At 42.8% G+C, this 21,837-nt stretch carries 19 protein-coding genes and 1 pseudogene; 14 read left to right on the top strand and 6 right to left on the bottom strand.

The window, feature by feature from the left end:
- The first annotated feature begins 101 nt into the window (after positions 1-101).
- From PLE34_RS04355 to leuB, 12 genes and pseudogenes are all read left to right on the top strand, one after another.
- The gene (locus tag PLE34_RS04355; protein ID WP_324554559.1) at positions 102-1,142 is read left to right on the top strand and encodes an aldose epimerase family protein; all 1,041 of its coding nucleotides are present in this window, start codon (positions 102-104) and stop codon (positions 1,140-1,142) included.
- 91 nt (positions 1,143-1,233) lie between these two features.
- Positions 1,234-1,812, top strand: coding sequence for a peptide deformylase (def, locus tag PLE34_RS04350; RefSeq protein WP_324554558.1), 579 nt, complete (start codon positions 1,234-1,236; stop codon positions 1,810-1,812).
- Positions 1,781-2,758 carry a hypothetical protein gene (locus PLE34_RS04345; RefSeq protein ID WP_324554557.1) on the top strand — a complete coding sequence of 326 codons (978 nt, stop codon included), beginning with the start codon at positions 1,781-1,783 and terminating at the stop codon, positions 2,756-2,758. The genes def and PLE34_RS04345 overlap by 32 nt, the downstream gene beginning before the upstream one ends.
- A 189-nt stretch (positions 2,759-2,947) precedes the next feature.
- Positions 2,948-3,856, top strand: coding sequence for a ribonuclease Z (locus PLE34_RS04340; protein ID WP_324554556.1), 909 nt, complete (start codon positions 2,948-2,950; stop codon positions 3,854-3,856).
- Between the two features lie 120 nt (positions 3,857-3,976).
- Positions 3,977-4,471, top strand: coding sequence for a BON domain-containing protein (locus tag PLE34_RS04335; RefSeq protein WP_324554555.1), 495 nt, complete (start codon positions 3,977-3,979; stop codon positions 4,469-4,471).
- A 19-nt stretch (positions 4,472-4,490) separates the two neighbouring features.
- On the top strand, positions 4,491-4,913 hold the full coding sequence (locus tag PLE34_RS04330) for an SH3 domain-containing protein (protein WP_324554554.1): 423 nt from the start codon (positions 4,491-4,493) through the stop codon (positions 4,911-4,913).
- 216 nt (positions 4,914-5,129) lie between these two features.
- Positions 5,130-5,387, top strand: coding sequence for a hypothetical protein (locus PLE34_RS04325; RefSeq protein ID WP_324554553.1), 258 nt, complete (start codon positions 5,130-5,132; stop codon positions 5,385-5,387).
- A 23-nt stretch (positions 5,388-5,410) separates the two neighbouring features.
- Positions 5,411-5,668, top strand: a pseudogene (locus PLE34_RS04320) (type II toxin-antitoxin system RelE/ParE family toxin); the annotation flags it as partial.
- Between the two features lie 253 nt (positions 5,669-5,921).
- Positions 5,922-7,340, top strand: coding sequence for a 3-isopropylmalate dehydratase large subunit (leuC, locus tag PLE34_RS04315; RefSeq protein WP_324554552.1), 1,419 nt, complete (start codon positions 5,922-5,924; stop codon positions 7,338-7,340).
- Between the two features lie 73 nt (positions 7,341-7,413).
- Entirely contained in the window at positions 7,414-8,010 is a 597-nt protein-coding gene (gene leuD, locus PLE34_RS04310; protein WP_324554551.1) for a 3-isopropylmalate dehydratase small subunit, read from the top strand.
- Between the two features lie 14 nt (positions 8,011-8,024).
- Positions 8,025-9,554 carry a hydroxymethylglutaryl-CoA lyase-like TIM-barrel protein gene (locus PLE34_RS04305; RefSeq protein WP_324554550.1) on the top strand — a complete coding sequence of 510 codons (1,530 nt, stop codon included), beginning with the start codon at positions 8,025-8,027 and terminating at the stop codon, positions 9,552-9,554.
- Between the two features lie 10 nt (positions 9,555-9,564).
- Positions 9,565-10,641, top strand: a complete 1,077-nt coding sequence (gene leuB, locus PLE34_RS04300) for a 3-isopropylmalate dehydrogenase (protein ID WP_324554549.1) — start codon at positions 9,565-9,567, stop codon at positions 10,639-10,641.
- Positions 10,642-10,943: 302 nt separating this feature from the next.
- Here the strand turns inward: leuB and PLE34_RS04295 are convergent, their stop codons facing one another.
- On the bottom strand, positions 10,944-11,261 hold the full coding sequence (locus PLE34_RS04295; RefSeq protein WP_324554548.1) for a hypothetical protein: 318 nt from the start codon (positions 11,259-11,261) through the stop codon (positions 10,944-10,946).
- 298 nt (positions 11,262-11,559) lie between these two features.
- On the opposite strand from PLE34_RS04295, the gene PLE34_RS04290 reads away from it, so the two are divergent.
- Together PLE34_RS04290 and PLE34_RS04285 are read left to right on the top strand one after the other, a co-directional pair.
- The gene (locus PLE34_RS04290) at positions 11,560-12,660 is read left to right on the top strand and encodes a hypothetical protein (protein ID WP_324554547.1); all 1,101 of its coding nucleotides are present in this window, start codon (positions 11,560-11,562) and stop codon (positions 12,658-12,660) included.
- A gap of 129 nt (positions 12,661-12,789) precedes the next feature.
- Positions 12,790-13,926 (top strand): redoxin domain-containing protein, encoded by a 1,137-nt coding sequence (locus PLE34_RS04285; RefSeq protein ID WP_324554546.1) that lies wholly within the window; start codon positions 12,790-12,792, stop codon positions 13,924-13,926.
- A 560-nt stretch (positions 13,927-14,486) separates the two neighbouring features.
- Here the strand turns inward: PLE34_RS04285 and PLE34_RS04280 are convergent.
- The 5 genes from PLE34_RS04280 to PLE34_RS04260 form a co-directional block, all read right to left on the bottom strand.
- A complete protein-coding gene (locus PLE34_RS04280; protein ID WP_324554545.1) occupies positions 14,487-16,151 on the bottom strand; it encodes a RagB/SusD family nutrient uptake outer membrane protein in 1,665 nt (554 codons plus the stop codon).
- A gap of 20 nt (positions 16,152-16,171) precedes the next feature.
- Positions 16,172-19,174, bottom strand: a complete 3,003-nt coding sequence (locus PLE34_RS04275; protein WP_324554544.1) for a SusC/RagA family TonB-linked outer membrane protein — start codon at positions 19,172-19,174, stop codon at positions 16,172-16,174.
- Positions 19,175-19,416: 242 nt separating this feature from the next.
- The gene (locus tag PLE34_RS04270; protein ID WP_324554639.1) at positions 19,417-20,511 is read right to left on the bottom strand and encodes a FecR family protein; all 1,095 of its coding nucleotides are present in this window, start codon (positions 20,509-20,511) and stop codon (positions 19,417-19,419) included.
- Positions 20,512-20,553: 42 nt separating this feature from the next.
- Complete coding sequence (locus PLE34_RS04265; protein ID WP_324554543.1) at positions 20,554-21,084, bottom strand: RNA polymerase sigma factor; 531 nt, start codon at positions 21,082-21,084, stop codon at positions 20,554-20,556.
- Between the two features lie 387 nt (positions 21,085-21,471).
- The gene (locus tag PLE34_RS04260) at positions 21,472-21,831 is read right to left on the bottom strand and encodes an ORF6N domain-containing protein (RefSeq protein ID WP_324554542.1); all 360 of its coding nucleotides are present in this window, start codon (positions 21,829-21,831) and stop codon (positions 21,472-21,474) included.
- Between the last annotated feature and the right edge of the window lie 6 nt (positions 21,832-21,837).

Below are 21,837 nucleotides of genomic sequence, written 5' to 3'. Positions count from 1 at the left end.
GCAGATCATACAGGAAGGCAGGACTGTATTTTTCTTCAGTTACATTATTTATTTCGAACTTAGGTCATAACTTCATCTATTATCTTTTAAATGGATTTATAATGGTTAACGAACAGGTAAAAAAATGGGGAGAGCTGGAAGGAAAAGATGTGCTGCAGTATACGCTGGCTAATAAGAAGGGTGTAACGGTAAAAATATTGAACTACGGAGGCACCATCACCGATATCATAACGCCAGGCAAAACAGGTGAAAAAGGGAATGTTATATTGTGTTTCGATTCGCTGGAAGGTTATCTGCAAAAGAACAATCCTTTTTTTGGCTGCTTAGTTGGACGGTATGCCAACCGCATTGCCAACGCCCGTTTTTCGTTAAATGGCAAAGTATACCAGCTGGCGCCGAACAACAATGGCAATACCCTGCACGGGGGCATAAAAGGATTTGATAAAAAAGTGTGGGATGCCGTTTTTACCCCCGAAAGTGCTTCGCTTCAGCTCACATATAAGAGCCCTGATGGCGAGGAAGGTTATCCGGGCAATCTTACTGTTACTGTTGTGTATACTTTATCAGAAGAAAGTGAGCTCATCATTGATTATACAGCGGTTACGGATGCGGCCACACCCGTTAACCTTACCAATCATGCATATTTTAATTTATCGGCAGGCAGTGATGCCACTGTGCTGGATCATGAACTGATGCTGCGGTCGGGTTATTACACCACAACCAACGACAAGGTTATTCCTACGGGCGATTTGGTTCCGGTAAAAAATACCCCTTACGATTTCACTTCTCCTAAAAAGATCGGAAAGGACATTGCTGCAACGGGAAATGGTTACGACCACAACTTTGTGCTGGGTAATAATACAGGTAAGCTGCAAACCATCAGCACATTGTATCATGCCGCCAGCGGCCGGCTTATGGAAACCGCCACCACACAGCCGGGGGTGCAATTGTATACAGGCAATTATTTAGATGGCAGCCTGCAGCACACACCCGCTAATATACCATACCATAAGCACGCAGGTGTTTGCCTCGAAACCCAGCACTACCCCGATTCGCCCAACCAGCCTGCATTCCCCGACAGTATTTTGCGCCCGGGTGAAAAATATCACCAGATAACCGTATATAAATTCTCGGTTAAGTAAGTTTGGATCATGCCGGTGAACAGGAATATTAGTTTACGGAATTTCAGCTAAATTTGCAGCCATAAAATAAGCGAATCAATAAGTAAAACCCATGATTTTACCCATTATAGCATATGGCGCCCCGGTGCTGAGAACAGTGTGTAAGGATATAACGCCGGACTATCCCAAATTAGGTAAGCTGATTGAGGATATGTGGGAAACCATGTATGCATCCAGCGGGGTAGGCCTGGCAGCACCCCAGGTTAACCGCGATATCCGCCTTTTTATTATAGACAGTACCCAGGTGTTTGCGGGTATGGATGATGGAGAGCGTAATAAATATCCGGATACGCCCGGAATTAAGCAGGTTTTTATTAATGCCCATATTAAGGAACTGGATGGTAAGGAATGGGCATATAACGAAGGCTGCCTCAGCATTCCCAAAATACGGGAAGATATTTACCGCAATGAGGAAGTAACCATCGCGTATGTGGATGAACAATTTGAGCCCCGCACTGCAACATTTAACGGAATAACAGCTAGGGTCATCCTTCATGAATACGATCATATTGAAGGTAAATTATTCATTGATTACCTGAAACCTTTTAAGCGCAGGTTAATGAAAGGTAAGCTCGACGATATTTCGAAAGGAAAAGTGAATGTTGATTACAAAATGTCTTTTGCAAAGTAAATACCGGCATATAACGCAACTCCTGCTGTTGTTTTTTTTACTTCCCGTGTTGCTCCCTGCCCAGCAGAACGATACCGTGACGGTGGATAAAAAAGTGATTACACTGTCGGAGATCATCATCCGTAATAATATAGACATACCTTCCTTTATTGAAAGAGTAAAAAACGATACTACTTTTTACAAGGCTTTCCGCAACCTGCGTATACTGAACTTCACTTCGCTGAATGACATCCGCATGTTTGATAAAAAAGGAAAGGTGAAAGCCGCCTTATACAGCAAAACTACGCAATGGGCCGATAAGGGCTGCCGTCATACCAGCATTGTACAGGAAGAAGTTACAGGGGATATGTATGGCAGCAACCAACAGTATAATTATTACACGCCTGAATTATATGCCAGTCTTTTCTTTGCCCCCGATACCATTTGCGGTGAAACCAATATAGTAAAAGGAACGGAGCTGAACCTGAAGGGTAAATCGGGCATGGCTAAACGTAAGGAACAATTAAAAATGCTTTTTTTTAACCCCGGCAAAGCCATACCCGGACTGCCGTTTATTGGCAGCAAAACGGCCATTTTTGAAGAAGATATGGCGCCCCTCTACGATTATCATCTCGATCTGCAGGAACACCTTGGCGAGCTGTGCTATTTGTTTGTTATAAAAGCCAGAGCGGGATTAAAAGGAGCAAAAAAAGACCGGGTAGTGATTGATGAAATGACCACCTGGTTTAGTGTAAATACATTTGAGGTGCTGGCCAGGAATTATGCTATGAGCTATAAAGCGGGTGTATACGATTTTGAGGTGCAGCTGCAGGTGGAGATGACAAAAGCGAATGGTTACCTGGTTCCGAAGTTATTGCGCTACACGGGCAACTGGGATGTGATCTTTAAAAAAAGAGAAGATGGGGTTTTTACAGCAACACTTTTCGATTTTGAGAGAAGGGAATAGTGAGAAGTGAATGGTGAATGGGTAGTCTCACGGTTATCATTTATCGTTTCACCAGGTGGAACATGAATGGTGAGAAAAGAAACGAGAGAAGTGAAAGACACTTACTCCTTATACCCTATTCCTTACCCCTTTGATACGGCATATTATGATTAACTTAACACTACTTTTTCACTTTTTAATCGTAACAATGTGTTTGCAGTAACCATACTTGGCAATAACTCGGCGCTTCCAATGCACGACAGGCATCCCACTGCCCAGGTGGTTTATTATGATGAGCATCTGTTTTTAGTGGATTGCGGCGAAGGCACGCAAATACAAATGAACCGCTATAAGATCCGCCGTAACCGTATCCGCTATATATTCATTTCCCATTTACACGGCGATCATTATTTTGGATTACCCGGTTTGCTCACCAGTTATGGGTTAAACGGACGTACGGAAGACCTGTGGATATTTTCACCGCCGCTGCTCAGGGAAATCATTGATATACAACTGCAAGCCGCCGATACGGTTTTACCTTACTCTTTACACTTTGTTGTCATCGAAAAGGAAGGTATCTTGGTTGATGAAAAGAAGATAACGGTAAGCTGCTTTGCGGTAAATCATCGTATACCCTGCTGGGGTTTTATGTTTAAGGAAAAGAACAAACCCTTAAAGCTGGATAGCGAAAAACTGAGGAAGTATGCCATCCCTTCTTCCTTTTACCAGCGGCTTAAGGCAGGGGAAGATTATATTACTAAAGATGGGATGGTTATAAAAAAAGAGTGGCTCACCCTGCCGGTACCGCCTGTGGAAAGTTATGCCTATTGCGCGGATACGGTTTATGATGAAAGCATTGCTGAAAAATGTAAGGCCGTTGATCTTTTATATCATGAAGCCACTTACTTAGATGATCAAAAAGAAAAAGCCGCCGGCCGTATGCACTCCACCAGTGTTCAGGCTGCGGCTATTGCTTTAAAAGCCAATGCCGGCAAGCTGCTGATCGGGCATTTCAGCAGCCGCTATGAAACCTTGGATGATTTTGTTACGGAAGCCCGGGCTGTGTTTCCCAATACAGACTTAGCCATAGAAGGAGCAACGTATATCATACATAAATAAGGCTAAGGGTTAAAGGCATTGAATAACCTTCAATTTAAAAATTTAATTTCAGGCAATTTTTTAGTTGGCATGATTTTCTTTTGAGTCTTAATATTATTTATTCTTAAAACCAACACTTGTATGGAAAAAACACTTTTTCGTTTGCTTAAGGGTACTATGTTTGTTGCTATGGCCGGCATCTGGCTTTTTTCGTGTAAACCTAAAATAAGCGACCAGGACATAGAAGCCAAAATTCAATCCAATACCGCTTTATCACATCTTGTGGCTACCGTACAGGATGGCGTAGTTACGCTTAGCGGGGAAGCTAAAGACCAGGCCGATCAAATGGACAGTGAAGCTGCCGTTAAAAGTATAGAAGGCGTGAAGCAGGTTATCAACAATACCACCATCGCTCCGCCTCCTCCGCCCGCTCCTGTTGAAATTGCGGCAGATGATCCTTTAACGAAAGGTATTGCAGATGCGCTTAAGGATTTCCCCACGGTTAAAGCCACCGCTGCTGATGGCATCATTACCGTTACCGGCGAAACCACGGCGGCTAACTGGAGGAAAATTAAAATGACACTGGATGGCTTAAAGCCTAAGAAAGTAGACGCCACCGCGTTAAAAATTAACTAATCTAAAAAACTAAACATATATGGCACTACAGGATAAATACAAACAGTTAGTAGATACGGCTACCGGTTCGGGTGTGGCCAATTTGCAGGTAAGAGAGCAGGATGGCGTATTATATATTGATGGTGAAGCGCCATCGGGCAGTGTAAAGGATCAATTGTGGGATATATACGGGAAAATTGACCCCAATTTTTTATCGGGAGATGTGGTAATGAATGTAAATGTAGCAACTGCCGTGGCAGGCGCTAAGGCTAAAGTAACTACCGAAACGTCTAATCTGAATATCCGTAAAGGTCCCGGTACCGATCAGCCCATTGTTGGCAAAGCGGCGCACAATGAGCTGGTAACGCTGGTGAGTAAGGCAAACGACCAGTGGTGGCTGATTAGAACCGATGACGGGGAAGAAGGCTATGCCTATGCCCGGTATTTAACGCCGGAAGAATAGGAGTATAGTATATTTTCTGTATTAAGATATAAGGGGGTACTGTTTGGTATTCCCTTTTTTCGTTCTGCAAGTCCAGATACAGTATAACCCCTTTTGTTCTATCTCCTTCGGATTTCGAATTTTAGTAACAGGCAGTATGCGGAAAATTTCTATAGTAGGCCTGCAGAACTCTTGGCGGAAAATGGTTAACTTTGAACAAACCATTAATGTTAATATATGGGAGCGTTGCCTGCTGACAAAGAAATAAAGGAATACTGGCCTAAACTTAGTCCCGGGCAGAAAGAAGTTGTATTACAGGTAGTAAAAAGTTACATTATTACTGAAGTGCCTGTAGTTCCTGAAATCGGAACAACTTTTTCAAACTACAACAACGAACTTAAGGAAGCTGAACAGGCTATTTTGGAAGGCGAGTTTTATACCCACGATCAAATGCAGGAAAGGATTGCAGGATGGAAAAAGAAACATTCCAAATAATTTGAGGTAAGAATGCTGAAAAACAATTATCCGGTATTTTCGAATATATCCTAAAAGATTCCTTTCAGCAGGCGGAGAAGGTGGTAGATGCCATCGTAGCCCGGGTAAATGCTACCGCTAAGAACCCTGAAAAGTTCCCACCAGATAAGTACAAACGGCAGAATGACGGTTCTTACCGGGCTTTTACGAGGTTTCATTATCGTGTTTCCTATCGTGTTAGTAAAAACACAATATTAGTATTGCGGATACGACATACAAGCAGGAAAGTGAAGCCATATTAAGGTGCACAGCCCTGATGAAGATCCCCTTGTGCCATTTTAATCACCAATTGAAGAAGCCTTGATCCGCTGCTGTCTGGTCTTATAGAAAAAGGTTATTTTGATCCATAGTCTGGCTCTGAAAACTCCGTTCGACATAAGGGGAGTGAAGACATCATGAGCCGGAATTGCTAAAGATTTAAATTTAAACCGGATAAATCCTGATTATCTGGCTATAATTTAAGAAATTTGCGGTTCTCTTTTAAACTCGTAAAAAATGAGCAGTAAACCGGCAACATTATTTGATAAAGTGTGGGATTCCCATGTGGTAAGAAAAATTGAGGATGGACCCGATGTGTTTTTTATTGACCGTCATTTTATTCATGAAGTAACCAGCCCGGTGGCCTTTTTGGGTTTGGAGCAAAGAGGGTTAACGGTAATGTTCCCCGGTAAAACATTCGCTACCGCCGATCATAACACGCCTACCATTAACCAGCACCTGCCCGTGCAGGATCCGCTTTCGGCCAACCAGTTAAAAGCGCTGGAAACCAATTCCGGCAAATACGGCATTTCGCATTGGGGACTCGGTAATCCCAAAAATGGTATAGTGCATGTGGTGGGTCCTGAAAACGGTATTACCCAGCCGGGCATGACCGTTGTTTGCGGCGATTCGCATACTTCCACCCATGGCGCTTTTGGCGCTATTGCTTTCGGCATCGGTACCTCCGAAGTAGAAATGGTGCTGTCTTCCCAATGTATTATGCAGCCTAAGCCAAAGAAAATGCGTATCAGCGTTAACGGCAGGCTGGGGAAGGCCGTTACGCCCAAAGATGTAGTGCTCTATATTATTTCAAAGCTAACGGCCGCAGGCGCTACCGGTTATTTTGTTGAATATGCCGGGGACGTTTTTGAACAAATGAGCATGGAAGGCCGGATGACGGTATGCAACATGAGTATTGAAATGGGGGCAAGAGGCGGAATAATAGCGCCGGACGAAACAACATTCGCCTATATTAAAGGAAAAGATAAGGCGCCTAAAGGGGAAGCCTGGGATACGGCCCTGGCTTACTGGAAAACGTTGAAAACGGATGATGACGCCAGCTTCGACAGGGAATATCATTTTGATGCTTCAGATATAGAGCCTATGATCACTTTTGGCACTAACCCGGGTATGGGCATGGGTATCAGCAACCGCATTCCCGTATCGGAAGAAGCTGGAAGCGGAAAATCGAGCTATGAAAAATCGCTCGATTATATGGGATTCCGGGAAGAAGAATCTATGCTCGGTAAAAAGGTAGATTATGTTTTTATAGGCAGTTGCACCAATGGCCGTATCGAAGACTTTCGCGCATTTGCTTCCATTATAAAAGGCCGGAAAAAAGCGGATCATGTTACCGCATGGATCGTTCCGGGCTCACACGTAGTAGAGCAGCAGATAAAAGAAGAAGGCATTCTGGATCTTTTATTAGATGCGGGATTTCAGCTGCGCCAGCCCGGTTGTTCGGCATGCCTGGCAATGAACGATGATAAAATTCCTGCCGGTAAATACGCAGTAAGCACCAGCAACCGGAACTTTGAAGGCAGGCAGGGCCCCGGCGCCAGAACAATGCTGGCCAGTCCGTTGGTAGCAGCAGCGGCAGCAGTTACGGGGGTGGTTACAGACCCAAGAGAATTGATTGCTGAGGAGAAGGTGTGAGGTATAAGGCATGAGGTATAGGGTATAAGGTATAAGGCTACAAACAAAAAACTACAAACTACAAAACTCCGAAATGGCTTACGATAAATTTACAGTACTTAAAAGCACCGCGGTGCCTATGCCTATTGAAAATGTAGACACCGACCAGATCATCCCCGCCCGCTTTTTAAAGGCAACGGAAAGAAAAGGATTTGGCGATAATCTTTTCCGCGACTGGCGGTACAACAACGATAATACCCCTAAAAAAGATTTTGTGCTGAATAACCCGTTGTATACCGGCAAAATCCTGGTTGGCGGTAAAAACTTTGGTAGCGGCAGCAGCCGTGAGCATGCTGCATGGGCCATTTACGATTATGGTTTTCGTTGTGTGGTGTCGAGCTTTTTTGCAGACATCTTTAAAAACAATTCCATCAACGTGGGCATCCTCCCGGTTCAGGTAAGTGAAATATTTTTAGATAAGATATTCACTGCTATTGAAGCCAACCCCAAAAATGAAATAGAAATAAACCTTCCCGAACAAACCATCACCATCCTTTCCACCGGGGAATCGGAATCGTTTGACATTAACGGGTATAAGAAAAATAACCTCATGAATGGTTATGATGATATTGATTACCTCCAGGCAATGAAAGCAGATATCCGTTCATTTGCAGCCACAAGTTTATACTAAAAGTTTACCTGAAAATGCCGGCAGCCCAACGCTATATTGAAATAATGGATACCACGCTCAGGGATGGAGAACAAACCAGCGGCGTATCTTTTTCCGCTTCAGAAAAATTAACGATCGCCAAACTTTTGTTGTCGGAAGTAAAGGCAGACCGGATTGAGGTAGCTTCGGCCCGCGTGTCGGAAGGGGAATTTGATGCGGTAAAAAGAATTACCAAATGGGCGAAAGCCAACGGGTATCTGAACAGGGTAGAAGTACTCACTTTTGTTGACGGAGACGTATCCGTGCAATGGATGCAGAAAGCCGGGGCAAAAGTAATGAACCTGCTTACCAAAGGCTCATTAAATCATTTAACGCACCAGCTGAAGAAAAAACCGGAACAGCATTTCGCCGATGTTGCCGCCGTTATCGCTCTTGCCGCGAAAAAAGGTATAGCGTGTAATGTATATCTTGAAGACTGGAGCAATGGCATGCGTTATTCAAAAGAGTATGTTTTTCAATATCTTGATTTCCTGCAGCACCAGCCTGTTAAAAGAATAATGTTGCCCGATACACTGGGCGTTCTGATCCCTTCGGAAACGTATCAGTATGTATCCGAAATCGTTGCGCGGTATCCCGGCATCCATTTTGATTTTCATGCGCATAACGATTACGACCTGGGAACGGCAAATGTGCTGGAAGCGGTGAGGGCAGGCGCTCATGGCATTCATCTTACTATAAACGGTATGGGTGAAAGGGCAGGTAATGCACCCCTGGCCAGTGCTATAGCCGTTTTGAACGATTTTATGCCGAAAGTAAAAACTGCGGTCGCTGAAAAATCACTTTATACGGTGAGTAAGCTGGTTGAAACATTTTCAGGATTTCGCATTCCTGCAAATAAGCCGGTAGTGGGAGAAAACGTATTTACCCAAACGGCAGGCATTCATGCAGACGGCGATAAAAAAAATAAGCTATACTGCAGCGACCTGATGCCGGAACGCTTTGGCCGCCAGCGAAAATATGCGCTGGGCAAAACCAGCGGCAAAGCCAATATTGAAAACAATTTGCAGCAGTTGGGCATACACCTGTCTGATACCGATTTAAAAAAAGTAACGCAACGGATCATAGAACTGGGCGACAGGAAAGTAGATGTTACGCAATCAGATCTTCCTTATATTATTTCGGATATATTAAACAGTGATGTTACGGAAGAAACAGTGAAAATTGAGAACTATGTATTAACACATTCCAAAGGCCTCAATCCGTCTGTAACAATAAAGGTTATGATAGCAGGCGAATTGTTTGAAGAGCATGCGCAGGGCGACGGGCAATATGACGCGTTTATGAATGCGCTCAAGAAAGTATATAAGCAAAAAAAGCTGGAGCTGCCGCTTTTAACCGATTATGCGGTTCGCATACCACCCGGCGGCAGAAGCGATGCGTTGTGTGAAACGATCATAACATGGCAGTACAATAATAAGGAATTCAAAACGCGCGGGCTCGACAGTGATCAAACCGTGTCGGCAATTAAAGCCACGCAAAAGATGTTGAATAGCATTGATGGATAAATAAAACAAAATGGCAACCAAAAAAATCTTAATTGTTCCCGGCGATGGGATAGGACAGGAAGTAACAGCAGTTGGTAAAAAAGTATTAGATAAAATTGCAGCTCAATTTGGCCACAGTTTTTCCTATGATGAAGCATTGATTGGTCATGTGGCCATTGAAGCTACGGGAGATCCGCTACCCGCTGAATCGCTGGAAAAAATGAAGCAGTCGGACGCTGTGTTGTTTGGCGCTGTAGGTCATCCCAAATATGATAATGATCCATCGGCTAAAGTAAGACCGGAACAGGGCTTGCTGAAAATGCGCAAGGAGCTGGGTTTGTATGCTAATATCCGTCCTATTAAATTATTTGACGAATTGCTGGGCGCTTCCAGCATTAAGCCCGAAATATTGAAAGGCGCCGATATTATGTTTTTCCGGGAGCTAACCGGCGATATTTATTTTGGCGAAAAAGGAAGAAAGAACAATGGCGATACAGCTTATGATGTGGCGGAATACAGTCGCTATGAAGTAGAGCGCATTGCCCGTAAGGCATTTGAATCGGCCGGAACAAGAAGAAAAAAATTATGCTCGGTTGATAAAGCCAATGTAATTGAAACCTCCCGTTTATGGAGAGAAGTAGTGCAAAAGGTAGCATTGGAATACCCGGATATTGAAGTGGAGCACCAGTTTGTAGATGCTACTGCCATGCTGCTCATAAAAGATCCCCGCCGCTTTGATGTTGTGGTTACGGCCAATTTGTTCGGCGATATACTCACCGATGAAGCTTCGCAGATAGCCGGTTCCATGGGTATGCTGGCTTCGGCTTCTATTGGTGATGGCACAGGGGTGTACGAACCCATCCATGGTTCCGCGCATGATATTACCGGCAAAGGCATTGCCAACCCGCTGGCTTCCGTTTTATCGGCTGCTTTATTATTGGATATTTCTTTTGGAATGAAAGCCGAATCCGATGCGGTTATCAATGCCGTTGATCAAGTACTTAAGTCGGGTTTTCGTACCAGGGATATTGCCGATGCGCAAACACCGGCTGATAAAATTTTAGGCACCACCGCAATGGGGGAAGAGGTGTTAGGATATTTGGGTTAAGAAAAATGTTGTGAAGTGAACGGTGAATGGTGAATAGTTTATCGTTTCACGGGCTGAGGGGTGACACGTGAGAGGTGAGATGTGAGAACAGGAACGTGAGAGTTGAATGGGAGTTTTCGTATCTGGTTTGCATTTTTATTAACAAAAGCCCCTCCGTAGAAACGAAAGGGCGTTAGTGATTGCTTGCTTTATGACTCCGCAGTTACGGGTGGAATCGAACCACCGTAAAAGGACTTGCCCGCCTTTGCCTGTCCGCTCGGCCACGTAACTCATATGTTGTGCCTGTCAAAACCGCTTATGCCTTATTGTGCCTTAAGCAATACTACCATTTCATGGATTCCTTTCTCCATGGTTAATTTTTTTTCAGTGAAATCCTTATGCTCTATTGTACATTGCACAGGTAAGCGCTGCCAGGTCTTCAAAATAAAGCTGCCATCCCTGCCGCTTATCGTTTCTTCTTCACCACTTACAATGCAGATATAGGCTCCGTTAACCGGGTTACCCGTTCCCTCTTCCACCAGTTTGCCAGCTATAATTACCGGGTCTGTATGAAGCGCTCCCGGAGTAATTAATAATAGTAATATGCAGGCCAACCAATACGGGCTAAAGAAATATTTCATAACGGGAAGATGAGGAAGAAAAAATGATAGAGAAAAATGCGCATCGTCAGCTACTTAACATCGCGCCATGGAGTTAGTGATAAGATGCGAAAAACTGTTCATCATGAAGCAAATATAGCGTTGATTTATTAGTCTACAAAATTTATAGACTAATAATTTTCATTTTTTCTACTCAGGCACAGCCTTAAAAAAATAATGTAAAATTGTTGATAATATTTACCTGATTATCACGTTTTTGGAAGAATAGGATGTTACTTTGCCTGTTCATTTTTAGACACTTATAAACATTAATTGTGTTATGCGTCATGTTTTGGTTAAAGCTGTGGAAAACATTGCTGTGAAAGGATGCGGTTCTGCTTTTCATTATTTTCAACGGGTTGCGTTTTTGGTGTGTTTATTTGCTTTTGTGTTGCTTTCCGCCGGTTGCGGGCAAAGTTTTTCAGAAACGGATCAGGCAAAAGATAGCAGTGTAATGGAGCTCCGGGAAGATGTATCGCTGAAACAGGATGCACCCGCACCGATTGATACTGCATTGTATAATCAGAAAAATATACAGTTGGCCAATGGCGACAGTTCCGGCTTGTGGCCGGTAAATGCGCCTTATCCGCTTCCGGGTGCTATTTTTCCTTTTAAGAGAGTAGTTTCCTATTATGGCAACCTGTATTCGAAGCGGATGGGGATCTTAGGCGAATTGCCGCCTGCTGAAATGTTAGCCAGGCTAAGGGAAGAAGTGGATAAGTGGGAAGCTGCAGACACCACCACTAAAGTTTTACCGGCTTTGCATTATATAGCGGTAACCGCTCAGGAAAGCCCTGGAAAAGGTGGAAAATACAGGCTGCGCATGCCTTTTCACCAGGTGGATTCTGTTTTGAGCATGGCCGCGCAAATTGATGCCATTACTTTCCTGGATGTGCAGGTGGGATTAAGCACTTTGCAGGAGGAGATCCCGCAATTAGAAAAGTATTTAATAATGCCCAATGTACATTTGGGTATAGATCCCGAATTTTCAATGAAGGGCGGGCAACGGCCCGGCACGGTTATCGGTACTTTTAATGCAGATGATATCAACTATGTTACGGGCTACCTGGCCAACCTGGTTAAACAACATAACCTTCCTCCTAAAATATTAGTAATACACCGCTTCACGCAGGGAATGGTAACCAATCATAAGCAAATCAAAACGCGCCCCGAAGTTCAGATCGTAATGGATATGGATGGCTGGGGACTGCAGGCGCGCAAAATCAATACCTACAGACAATACATTTATAAAGAACCTGTGCATTATGCAGGATTCAAAATTTTTTACAAAAACGACTTCAGGGAACCCAACAGCCGTACTATGACGCCCGAAGAAGTGCTGCAGTTAAAGCCGCGGCCGATATATATTCAGTATCAGTAGTAAGTGGTAAGTAGTATGTGGTAAGTGTTCACCCGGCAGGCTATAAAATAATAACAATGTTTTGCCATCATTGCGGCTGCAGGCAGGCGCTTAATGCTTAATTTTACGCCTTAATTAAAAATATTGTAAATGCGAAAGCTACTTATTGTATTGAGTTTTGCCTTTATACTGGCATCCTGCGCTGATAAAGGCAAATCCTCCGCCGGAGGAAAAACAGCGGGTGACACTACGTTCCTCTTAACCGGTAATATTAATGGACTGGATAATGGATGGGCTTATTTGTATCATCCGGAAAAGGAACAGCAAATACCCGATTCTGCTGAAATTGTGAATGGTAGCTTTACATTTAAAGGAACGGCGGTTCAGCCTGAATTCGTGCTTTTGGGTTATGACCAGCACGGGCAAAAAAGGTTTCCGCTGGGATTCTTCCTGGAAGGAGGAAAAATAAACATTAAAGGAACCTTAGATTCATTGTATAAAGCGGAGATCACAGGTTCTGCCGCGCAGGAAGAGCTTAAGAAATTTAATGCATTGCGTAAGCCTATAGAAGAGAAACAGAAACAATTATATGAAGCGTACCAGGTAGCTTCTATGTCGGGCGATGGACAGAAAGCAGGTGAAATTCAGCGGCAATATGAAGCGCTGGAAGGTGAAAATAAAGCGCTGGTAGCAAAGTTCGTTAAAGAGAATCCCGCTTCTTATGTTTCCGCTTTTCAACTGGCGCAAACTTTTGGCTACGATGCGGTGCCTGAAGACCTGGAGCCATTGTATAATGGATTGGATGAAGAGATTAAATCCTCTCATTTTGGGCAGGCTGTTAAGAAAAGCTTAGATGCCGCAAAAGCCACAGCTATCGGAAGCGAGGCGCCGGATTTTATATTGAACGATATTAACGGTAAGCCCGTTTCATTAGCCGCCTATAAAGGAAAGTATATCCTTTTAGATTTTTGGGCAAGCTGGTGCGGGCCATGCCGCCAGGAAAACCCGGCCGTGGTGAAAGCATATAATACTTATAAATCAAAAGGGTTCGACATCCTGGGCGTTTCTTTAGATGAGAAAAAAGACAAATGGGAGCAGGCTATTAAGCAGGACAATCTTACCTGGACGCATGTGTCGGATCTTAAAGGATGGGAGAGTGATGTGGCCGCTTTATATGAGGTTAGAGCCATACCCATGAATTATTTATTAGATAAGGAAGGAAAGATCATTGCCAAAAGCCTGAGAGGGGAAGACCTGATCAAAAAGCTGGGTGAAATATTGAATTAATATCCCGGTACATTAAACAGGGAAAGGGTCAGGGATGAAAAATACATCGCTGACCTTTTTTATTTTGTTGCACCATTATGAATGATTGAGTATTTGGGCCAAAGTTCTACCACCAAGATTGTATGCCATTAATCTAAGTAAAAATCCTTTCTTCTTTCCCCCCGGTTAGATTTCGAAGAAGGAAAGGGGCATTTGTCGGTGCTTTTTCATAAACCAATTTTTGAGAGTTCTTGACGGTTAAGCGTACAATCTTTTAAAAGAACAAACTAAAAGCAGCGATATCTTTAACCTTTAAAAAAATTGTCACCGATGATGGTGGTTTGGTTGGTGTATTGTTTTTTGGCGATCAGTTTTTAGATATAGGTGGTTTTTGGAGGGATGTTACAACCCGCGGTCAAACTTATAGGTTTTGAAAACTCCAGAGGTTGCACGAACCGAGCCGAGAGCCGGCAGCTGATAGCAAGCGAATGCATTGGGGGTCCTCAACGCAAAATAGCGCATTCATAAAAAGCGTCTCAAAATCGGGACGCTTTTTATGAATGCGTGCTTATATCATTTGTTTAATAATTCGGGTTCTGCTCTAATGCCTTATTGGTTTCCAATTCCGATTGGGGAATGGGCCACACATTATCCCTGTCTTTTTTAAAGGTTCTGGTTTCTATTACACGCATCAGGTTCGCATTCGTTACATTTTCATAATGAGGAAGCCCATTGTCATCTACTCTTGGCGCATTGGAAAGTAAACGATCGCGTATCCTTCCAAGCAAAGGGCCATTCATCACAGTTTCTGCTATTTCCCAGCGGCGGATGTCAAACCATCGCACTCCTTCACCTGCCAGTTCAGACCTTCTTTCCCTGCGAACAATAAAACGCATTTCGGCCTGTGTTTTACCGGCTGTAATGGGTGGCATATTAACGGAAGGTCTTTGGCGAATCAGGTTGATGGCATCGTACACCGATTGATCAATCTGGTTTAATTCCACTTTGGCCTCAGCATAATTCAGTAATATTTCTGCATAGCGGAATACAATCACGTTGATGTCGGGTTGATCAATGTTGTTCAAATCTTCGGGTGAAGCATATTTGCGCCATAGGTAACCGGTAAAAGTGGCAAGGGGATTTATAGCATCTGCATTCGCCACACGTTGGGGCACCGATCCGTTATAATCCCATGTTAACAAACTGTCTGGGTGCGTTTCAAATACGTAGCCGATGAACCTGGTTTGCGGCAGCACTATCGAAAAGTTTAAACGGGGATCCCTGTTGTCCCATGGCTTGGTGGGATCATACAACGGCGACTTGTCGATCGTTAATCCATCCGTACATTCATAAGAATCTACCACCACCTGGGCCGGAACTTTACTGGAGAAGCCGTTAGCTGTCCTGGAATAAAAGCGCCGTGAAATACCATGAGTACCCATGCTCCTCAGGTACTGAATAGCGAATATGATTTCAGGGGAGGTCATACCTGAATAAGTAAACACTTCGCCATAATTGCCGTGCAACTCGTTTGAACCAAGTTGCATCAGGTCGCTGGCTGCTTTTGCAGCAGCATCCCATTTTTTATTAAACAGCGCTGCCCTTGATTTAAGTGCCAAAGAGGCGCCTCTTGTGACCCTGCCCATTTGACCGGCAACAACTGGAAGTGCAGAAGCAATCGCATCCATTTCAGAAATAATAAAATTCACTACTTCTTCTTTGGTATTACGGGCCACTTGTGATTCAGCCAGCGAAACCGTCTTGGTTAATAATGGAACGCCACCAAACACTTCATTTAAATAGAAATAATAGTAGGCACGGAGAAAACGTACCTCACCCAACACCCTGTTAAGTTTATCCGCTGCCACCACGCCATTTAACCGATCGGCATTAGACAGAATAAAATTGCAACGGCTAACACCCACATATAAAGCATCCCAGACCGTTTTGGCATACCCATTATCAGAGGTGGCTATTCCCTTTCCGATAATTTGCAACTGGTTGGGGTTTCTTTCCCAGCCATTATCTGAAACATATTCCAGCGTTAAGATAAAAGGCACCGCATCTTCTCCTATAAATTGCAATGGTTGGTAACTACCGGTAACGGCCATGTCCAACTCTGCTTCATTGGATAAAAATGTTGCCGTAGAGGGGCTATCGAGTGGAAAACGCTCCAAATATTTCTTGCTGCATGAACTTGCTGTTATTACACCAAGGAAAATAATTATAAATTTTACCTGTTTCATCGTCTTCATGTTTTGATGGGTTAGAAATTAATATTTAAACCTGCGGTAATCACTTTCATTTGCGGATACCAGCCAGCGGATCCATATTCAGTTGTTACAGGCGCTTCTACATCATAACCATCCCAGTATTTATCAAAGGTGATGAGGTTTTGCGCGCTAACAAACAGGCGCACTTGCTGTATTTTCTTAAACCCAACGTTTTTGAAAGAATAACCCAGCTGAATGTTTTTCACCCGCATATAGGCCGCATTTTTAACCCAGAAAGATGAGTTTTGGATGTTATTAATTTCACTGTAGGCCAGGCGTGGAAACGCAGCATCCTTGTGTGTGGGAGTCCAGCGGTCTTTGTGGATCTCAAGCGCGGTACCACCTTGCCAGAAAGGCATGATTCCACGGCCACCCATATAACCATCAGCTTTGCCTACCCCTTGTAAGAACAATGAAAAGTCGAATCCTTTATACCCCAGATCAACATGGGCGCTGTAGCTATAGCGGGGAATAGTGGAACCAATTGTTTTTTGATCGGAACTGTTGATGACCTTGTCACCATTTAAATCTTTGTATTTAATATCGCCGGCAGCAACTTTTCCAAATTGAGTAGCGTTCTCTGATACATCGGAAGCATCTGTAAAATAGCCAATTGCTTCGTAACCATAAATAGCTCCAATAGGACTCCCTTCAAAATTCACCAGAAGCCCGGTAGTTCTGCTACCCCTCATATCTAATATTTTATTTTTAACATCAGACAATGCCAGGGTAACACCGTAAGTAAACGCACCCGCGCGGTTGCGATAATTTACAGATACATCCCATCCCCTGTTTTCCACTACGCCTGCATTTTGATAAGGAGCAGATAGGCCCAGCATACCAGGGATAGGCAATTGCAATAAGATACCTGTTGTTTTGCGGTAATAATAATCTGCTGTGATCGTTAATTTAGACCAGAGATTAAGATCTAAACCGATATTACTAACAGTTGAAGTTTCCCATTGAATATCTTTGTTGGCCATATTGCTAATTGCAGCGCCACCAAAAACTGTCTTGTCAAAAGGATAATTGCTGCTACCAACGCTTACTGACGATACATATGGATACAAGCCTATGTTCTGGTTGCCCAATTGGCCCCAGGAACCACGTAATTTCAAGTCTTTTATCGCAGAAGACGGGTTATCCATAAACGCTTCTTTACTTATTCTCCAACCCGCAGACACGGAGGGAAAGAAGGCATATTTATTTCCGGCAGCAAACCTCGATGAGCCATCATAACGGGCGTTTGCTTCAAACAGGTATTTTTCTTTGTAGTTATAATTCAGGCGACCAAAAGCCGAACGCAGAGCCCATGACGTTGCTGAACCTGCGTTAGACTGGTTTAACTGGTTTCCTGAATTGATCACCTGGTAATCCGGGAAGGTAAACACCTGGCGGTAGGCTGAAATATAACTATCCGACTGGTCTTCCTGTTGCACACCGGCAAGTACCGTTAGCCTGTGATTTGGTGCCACTTCTTTATCAAAGTTGACGGTAGCACGCAGGTTATTGTACCAGCTACGTGAAAATTGTTCGCTTAATGAATTGATACCCGGTATGGCCAGGCCTTTAGAAAAATCCGATTTGTACATCTGAATAATATGGGAAAAGATTTTCACACGTGGATCACTATAACGGGGAGCATAGTTTACCTCGGCCCAAAAAAAGTTTGCCGGTTTGTATTTTACACTAAGGTTTAAAAGTGCCATAAGGTTTTGCTCATGATACAACCCTCCAATTGCTGCACGTGCCAACGGGTTTTCACCATTATTACCTTCACCATACAAACCATTGGATAAGATCGCCTGGTTGGTGGCATTGTTCGAACGCAGGAACTGGAATATATAGGGGGCGCCTGAAGGAGGTTGTTTGATATCTGTACGACGCAATGAAAGATCTAATGTTCCACTAAACTGTCTGTTTAATTGTATATCCGTGTTGAAGCGTACGTTATATCTTTTAAAATTAACATTCGGCATAATTCCGTCCTGGTCGAGGTAACTAAATGAACCCATCATTTTCACTCTTTCACCACCTGCATTGATGCCTATATAATGACTTTGCATCATCGCATTTTTCTTCAAGGTAAGATCCTGCCAGTCTGTATCAGGATATTTATCGGGATTGCCGGCAGCGTTTGCTTTGTAATCAGCTACCACCTGTGGTGAAAAAATAGGCGAGTTGCCTACATTAACGCTAGCCTCGTTTGTAAGCTCCATGTGATCAAGCGCGTTAACAACATCCGGCAGACTGGTAGGTGATTGAATTCCTACATAGGAATTATAGTTTACAGCAACCCCTCTTTTATTGCCTCGTTTGGTAGTGATCAGAATCACGCCATTTGCGGCCCTTGCGCCATATATGGCTGCTGAAGAGGCATCCTTTAATACAGTAATACTTTCAATATCGTTAGGTTCAATATTGTTGATATCAGATTCTACACCATCCAATATTATCAAAGGGTTAGGGTCACCAAGGGTACCGATGCCCCTGATGCGTATGACGCCGCCATCAAAACCCGGTTGGCCGGTACGCTGCATAATTGTAAGTCCGGGCACAATACCTTGTAAGGCTGTTGATGTTTGTCCGACCGGTTTATTAGCCAATTCCACACCTGCCACTGTTGAAATGGAACCGGTAAGATTTACTTTCTTCTGGTTGCCGTAACCTACTACCACTACCTCCTCTAAACTGCCGGGGGCCGGCTGCATATCCACCAGCATGGAGATGGTTTGGCCATTTACGATTTTATACCCGGTAAGTGTTTGGGAGGTATATCCCACCGAAGAAACTTCAACGGTCAGATTGCCTGCCGGAAGTTGATCAAACTTAAACTTTCCTAAAGTGTCGGAGGTAGTTTGATGTGAAATTTTGTCGCTGGCTAAAGCGTTTATTGTTACGAAAGGGAGGGGCGTGCCCGAAGCGTTCCGGACCAATCCGGTAACAGAAGGTACCCTTTCCTGTGCCGCCAGGTTAATGCTACAGCATATGCACATAAAGAAGTAAAAAAGAGGCCTTTTCAAGTTTTTACTCATAAGTTTTGAGTTGGTTAAATTAAAATAAATGAAATATATTGTTGCCATTATGTTATACGAAAGCAGCAATCGTTATTCCCTAACGCATTCTAATTTTATTTTAACCCTTTTAGTGCAGGAGAATTCGAAAAAAACTTTTTCAAGGTGCAGGCATTATCTACGAGTTTTACACCCGGGATTTTAAGCATCTAATTAAGTACAGCTTATTTGGATGGAATTTGAATGATAAAAACATTATTAGCCGTATCCTGCTTCAATTGCAGTTCGTTCATAATGGCAATGTTTTGCAATATTTGATGAATGTTCTCATTTTTTCGTACACTGCCTACAAAGCGAATACGTGAAATGTATTTGGTAGGATATATTATTTTCACTTTATAAACAACAGACATATAGTCCAGAACCTTGGGGAGCATTTCCCCATTAAATTGTATGCTTGACTCTGTTTCGATACGACGGTCAGAAAGGCTCTCTACATTTTTTGGCAAGGATGCTGTTTTCCGATTACCTGAAGCCGTTGAAGGTGCTTTATCTTCATTATTAGCAATCGTGCTATATTTAGTGAACATATTCTTAGGACGATCAAAACTTATGACGTCGCCGGCGACAAGATAATATTGTTCATTCCTATTATTCTCTTCCTTACCAGATCGGCGCACCAATATTTTACCTTCCATTAACTCTACCAGCACTTTCCCCGACTTACTATTGCTTACTCTAAATTTTGTACCCAATGCAGTAGTAGCCACTTCTTTGCAAAAAACGGTGAAAGGCCGTTTCGGATTTTTAAAAATTTTAAATATAGCAGTTCCCTCCAATTGTATAGTGCGTCTGCCAGGTTCAAAGTTTCTCAGATAACTTATTTTGCTGCCTGCAGATAATTCAACAACAGAACTATCTGACAATACTATTTTTTCTGCAACCGGGGAAGCATTGAACCGAACGATTAAACCGGGAGATTCGGTGAATTTTCGGGCAGAAATTTGTGGTTGCTTGTTTGGAAAATACACTTTAATCATCCAAAAGGATAAAAACAATATGATGACAGAGGCTGCGGCATAACCCATCCTCTTATAAAAAACAATCCTTTTAGCATTAGCTGTTTTGTATTTCCTGTTCAAAAGTTCAGCTTCATGTTCCCTCCCTTTTTCATTACTATCAATAAAAGCATTCCATTCTTCTTCAGAAAAATATTGCGTATATTCAGACGGGCTATCTATCAAAGATTCATAAATGCTTTTTTTTTCTTCCGGGGAAGAATTTTTATCAAAATATTTTTTTATTAATTTTTCAATCACGTTCAAACCGATTAAGTATTATAATATAATGGTGGTCAGCACTTAGCGAAGTGATTTAAACCTCGCTCTTGCTTTTGGTAAAGCAAGTTCCATATGCTTGTTAACTGTTTTTAAAGAGATAGACAGTAAGGAAGAAATTTCCTTATAACTCAACCGTTGTTCTATTCTTAAACTGAAAACTTTTTTGCGCATGGGTGGCATTTTTTCTGTTATAATTTGCAATATTATATTAACATCGTAGGTTTCCATGGGAAGATTACCAGTGACCTCTTCTAACCCGCTTTTACCGAAGCCTTCTAATTTTAACCTTTCACTTTCTGTTTTGCGCAACACATCAATAAGCGTTGTTTTAGCTATGCGAAATATTTGCGTGGAAAGCTGCCACTCTTCACTTAAACTTTCACGGTACTCCCATAATTTAATGAAAGTTAACTGTGTTACCTCATTGGCATAATATGCAGAGCCTGTTTTCGTATAAATAAAATTATGCAGTCTCGATTGGTAGAAAGAAAATGCAAATTTAAAAGCATCATAAGAGCCCTGTTTTATGTCGTTGACAAGCAGCTGTTCCATTTAAATAAAGAATTTGAACTAAAGATATTCTTAGTTTAATCAAAAACCTAATTTTAAAATTCACTGCTCGGATGGCATTATTGATACCGGAAGCGATGAATATTTTTGTTACTTTCCCTTGAGAAGGGCGCTTTTTGTGATCTTCCGCAAATAATTGAAATCATGCAAATGGATGTTGAAAAGGTATTCACCATCCCTGACGCGGAGCCTGAAATCCATGCTATATTAACCCTTTTATGCGCTTTGATGATCGGGTCACTGGATCAGCCAGAGGGATAGCTTGACGCTTCAAAAAATGGGATTGTGCTTTTCCCCGAACTGGCGCAGCTTTGGAGGCATTGCTTTGTGTTTAGACAGACCTGTGCCTTACTGTTACCAAATTCCTCATCAATATACACTCGCTATTTCCAATTGGTTTATCAAAACCGGTATTTCACTATTTAAAATACTGGATAACATGGCAACGCCTTGTTCTGTAAAAGCCATCGGCATATATCTTACACCACCCCAACTTGAGGTGCCAATTTGGCTCCTCAAGTTTTCAAATTCCTTTCTGGTAAGCGCAAACATAAAGTCTTTGAGGAACCTGTCTATATTTCTCTTTACCTGCCTTTTCATTTGTTTTGTTTCTACGCCATACATTGCCGATAGATCCTTATCCAGCATTACTTTTTCACCACGTATTGCATACATCTTATTCAATACTTTTTGTTCTGCCACCAAAAGCTGCAACTCTTTTTTTGCCATAGCCGT

Origin of the sequence: Agriterribacter sp., from assembly GCF_035445465.1 — a bacterium.
Classification (GTDB): domain Bacteria; phylum Bacteroidota; class Bacteroidia; order Chitinophagales; family Chitinophagaceae; genus Agriterribacter.
The sequence above is the reverse complement of the archived record's forward strand: the minus strand, read 5'-3'. Positions and strand labels throughout refer to the sequence as shown.